Here is a 4504-nt window from a genome sequence, read left to right on the forward strand (position 1 = left end):
TTGAACCGCAGAGAATTTCTCCGAACTGCCTGCGCCGCCGCGACAGCCTCTCATTGTCCGGGATACCGTGCAGATAAAGCCTTTGGTGCACCCGCAGCCCAAATCAGCCTTCTGGCAGGATTCCCGTTGAAAGAGCTGCGGGATCAGTACTATTCTTACCTGTTTGACGATTTTCTGCCCTTCATGGAAAAATATGTCATAGACACTCAATACGGCGGCTTTCTCTGGAACTGCGACCGTGACGGCGCCCGGCTCGGCACATCGAAAACCCCTACTAACGAAGGGCGTGGGATCTGGGTGTGGTCTTTCCTCTATAACGAGCTGGCCCACGAACAGAAATACCTTGATGTGGCGAAAAAGTCGCTGGATCTTATTTTAAAAACCATGCCGGAGGGAGATGCTCTTTGGGCAAGAACTCTTACCCAGGATGGGAAAGCTGCTGCCGCCGCCGATGTCACCATTTACGGCGACCTTTATATCGCAGCGGGGATTGCCGAGTATGCCTTTGCCGCCCGTGACAACGGATACTGGAAGCTGGCGAAGGATATCATGGAAAAATGCATTCGCTTCTATGATAAACCGGATTATGATTCCATCACAGGCGCCAATGCAATCCAGGGACCGCGGAGGCAGAATGTATCGATGCTGCTCCTGCCCACAACAACTTCACTTCTCAAATACCAGGCCGACTCCGGGGTGGAGGCAGTCGCCGCCCGCTGTGTGGATGCGGTCACGAACTATCATTATAATCCACTCTACCAGTTGAACAACGATTTCCTTAATCATGACTACAGCCGCCCAAACAATACCTATTCCAAATATATCGCCTTCGGAATATCGAATCAGACCCTCTGGATGATTCTTAAGGAAGCTTTACGGTTGAAAGACAGCAAACTGTTCGATACCATTGCGGAGAGGATAAAGCATCATGTTGAAATGGGGTGGGATGATGCCTATGGCGGCGTTTTCAGCACGTATTCCAATATAGAGACCAACACCCGGGATTGGAGCAAAACACTCCATAACCAGACAGAAGCGCTGGTCGGTCTCCTCTCCATCATCGAAAATTCCGGCGACCCCCGGGCGCAGGAGCTTTTCTCACAGGTATATACATTCACCATCCAGAAGTATGTGCTCAAGAAATACGGCTATCCCCTCTGGCAGCATGACGCCGACCGTTATGTTACCTATCAGCCGCATACCACCCGTGCGGAGCATTTCCATAATTCCCGTCACCTGATGATGAATCTCGCCGCTTTGAACCGGATGATCGGTAAATCGGAAATCACACAGGTGAATTCTGTTTTTGACCGGCCTGAAGAAATCCGGATCACTTCCGTTTATCCGAATCCATTTAATTTTTCTGGAACGATAGAATTTACCCTCCCCTTTCATGCTTTTATCAAGCTGGATGTGTACAATATATCCGGACAAAAAATCAAGGGATTGATATCCGGGTACAAAACCTCCGGTTTCTATAAGGCAGTCTGGAATGGAAAAGATGAAAAGGGGAAGGATGTATCGTCCGGAGTGTATATCGCAAAACTCATGGCGGGAAAACAGATTTCCACAATAAAAACAATGCTTTTGAGATAACTTCATTATTGTAGATAGGAGATAAACCATGAACCGCAGAGGATTTATCGGCGCTGCATGCGCCGCCGCGACAGCCTCGGCTTTACCGGGACTCCGGACTGAACAGGCATTTTGCGCGCCCGCAGTCCCGATTAGCAATTTGGGTGCATTATCTCTGAAAGAGCTGCTCGATCAATACCATTCATACCTGTTTGACGATTTTCTGCCCTTCATGGAAAAATATGTCATAGACCCTGATTACGGCGGCTTTCTGTTAAATACCGACCGTGATGGCGCCCGGCTCGGCACATCGAAAACCCCCACCAACGAAGGGCGTGGCATCTGGGTGTGGTCCTTCCTCTATAACGAGCTGGCCCACGAACAGAAATACCTGGATGTGGCGAAAAGGTCGCTGGATTTCATTCTCAAGAGCAAGCCGGAAGGGGATTCTTTGTGGGCCAGAACCCTTACCCGTGAGGGGAAAGCGGCTTCCAATGCCGACGTTACCATTTACGGAGACCTCTATATCGCTTCCGGGATTGCGGAGTATGCCTGTGCCGCCCGTGACGCCGAAAGCTGGAAGCTGGCAAAGGATATCATGGAAAAATGTATCCGTATTTATGACCGGCCGGATTACGATTCCATTTCCGGCGCCGATGCGATACAGGGACCGCGGAGGCAGAATGTATCGATGCTCCTCCTGCCGGTGACAACTTCACTGCTCAAATTCAAATCCGACCCGGATGTGGAGGCTATCGCCGCCCGGTGCGTGGAAGCGGTCGTGAACCGTCATTTCAATCCGGCTTACCGGCTGAACACCGATTTCCTCAATCACGACTACAGCCGTCCGGAGAACGCCAATTCCCAGTATGTGGCCTTCGGGATTTCCAACCAGACCCTCTGGATGATCCTCCAGGAAGGGGTGCGGCTGAAAGACAGAAAGCTGTACGACACCGCAAAAGAGCGGATAGTGCGGCATGTGGAGGTTGGCTGGGATTATGTCTATGGCGGCGTATGCAGCGCGATCACCAATGTAGAAAAAAATACCTGGAACATGACTAAACCGCTCCATAATCAGGCGGAATCGCTTATCGGCCTTCTTTCCATCATCGAGCATACCGGCGATCCCCGGGCGCAGGAGCTTTTCTCTCAGATATATTCATTCACCGTTCAAAAATATGTTCTGAAAAAGTACGGCTTTCCCCTCTGGCAGCACGACGCCGACCGTAAGGTGACCTACCAGGCGCATACCACCCGGGCAGAGAATTTTCATAATCCCCGTCATCTGATGATGAACCTCGCCGCTTTGAACCGGTTAACCGCCCGCAGGGGAAAAAAGGCTTAAAGAAAAGTTGCTTTACTCTTTTTAGACCCTGAAACAAGTTCAGGGTGACCGTGTCATGCCGAACTTGTTGCCGCTTCGCGGGAACAATGAAACCGTTTCGGCATCTATAGTTTGACAGGATTTACAAGATTTACAGGATTTTTCTTTCTTTGCGACTTTGCGAACTTTGCGAGAGAAATTCTTTTCGTTTTGTCTTCTTTATTCTGTATTCTTTCTTTTTAAACTTTCCCCGTGAGGCGCATATGAACAACACCCCACCATCTTCTCCCGGTCTCACCCAGCGTGTCGTCTCCCTCGATGCCTTCCGGGGTTTCATCATGCTCTCCATGCTCATGGGAACACTCGGCCTGGAAAAACTGTCCGGCTACCCGGTCCTCGGATTTCTCTACACGCAGCTTAACCATGTTCCCTGGGTGGGATTCCACTTCGAGGATATCATTCTTCCCACTTTTCTGTTCATCATCGGCGTGTCCATGGCCATTTCTGATGAGAAACGCCGCCAGAAGGGACACAGTTACCGTCAGCGGTTTCTTCATGCATTCGAACGGAGCATCGTTCTGTTCGCCCTGGGTTTCCTCCTCTCCTGGCTCAGCAGCGGCAAACCGTATTGGGGGGCCGGAGTGCTCCAGGTTCTGGCACTTTGCTATTTCGGCGGCTTCTTTTTCCTTGGTCTAAGCGTCCGGGCGAAGTTTGCCGTTTTCGGGGCGCTCCTTTTCATCTACTGGTTTTTCATTTTCATCATCCCGGTTTACGATGTCGGTAGCAACAGCTACGAAGTCTTCAAGAATCTTGTTTATTACATCGACGATGTAGTCACCGGAAAGGCCACCCGCTGGGGGTATCTCTATCCCACAATCACTTCCATCGGCGTCGTTGTCTATGGCTCCATCATCGGGAATCTTCTCCTCAATCGCACCGATAATAGCCGGTCTATGAAAACCCTCGCGATCCTGGGAGTTATCGGAGTCATAGCCGGCCTTACGCTCCATCCGTTCATGCCGATCATCAAGCGGATGTTTACCAGTTCCTACACGCTTTTTACCTGCGGCCTTGCGACCCTTCTTCTCCTCGGATTCTACTGGCTCATCGATGTAAAAAAGTATTCGAAATGGAGCTTCCTGTTCATCGTCATCGGGATGAATTCCATTTTCATCTATATGCTTAACGGATTTTTCTCCAAGTGGCTTATGGACACGGGTGGGATTCTCATGGGGCCTGTTGCGGGGTATATGGATGTATGGATCAATCCCGCAAAAAATGTTTTCCGGCTTGTGGTGGAGTGGCTGGTATGCTTATGGCTTTTTAGAAAGAATATCTTTTTCAAGCTGTGATTATCTAACACCCGGATTATTCATAAAAATAATTTTCTTTCTGTAAACCTCAAAACTACAGCCCCCTAAATCCCCCAAAGGGGGACTTAAATGACTAAAAAACAAAATGTAACAGATATTTTACTGAGTATGTTGCACTTACGTGTTATTATATTTACCATGTTAAGTCCCCCTCTGGGGGATTTAGGGGGCTGCCTTCTCAAAGTAGGTATAAGTATTTATTTATAAATAAGTTGATAAAATACTTATGTAA

General features: G+C 49.3%; 3 protein-coding genes. All 3 read left to right on the forward strand.

Annotated elements, in window-relative coordinates; all coding sequences use genetic code 11:
• Positions 1-1596 (forward strand): AGE family epimerase/isomerase (locus Q8O92_15570; GenBank protein MDP2984737.1); only part of this gene is annotated, 1596 nt, incomplete at its 5' end.
• A gap of 28 nt (positions 1597-1624) precedes the next feature.
• Positions 1625-2920, forward strand: coding sequence for an AGE family epimerase/isomerase (locus tag Q8O92_15575; GenBank protein MDP2984738.1), 1296 nt, complete (start codon positions 1625-1627; stop codon positions 2918-2920).
• 242 nt (positions 2921-3162) lie between these two features.
• Positions 3163-4251: a hypothetical protein gene (locus Q8O92_15580; GenBank protein ID MDP2984739.1), complete on the forward strand. Its 1089-nt coding sequence runs from the start codon at positions 3163-3165 to the stop codon at positions 4249-4251.
• Positions 4252-4504: the final 253 nt, after the last annotated feature.

This window comes from Candidatus Latescibacter sp. (assembly GCA_030692375.1).
Lineage (GTDB): Bacteria > Latescibacterota > Latescibacteria > Latescibacterales > Latescibacteraceae > JAUYCD01.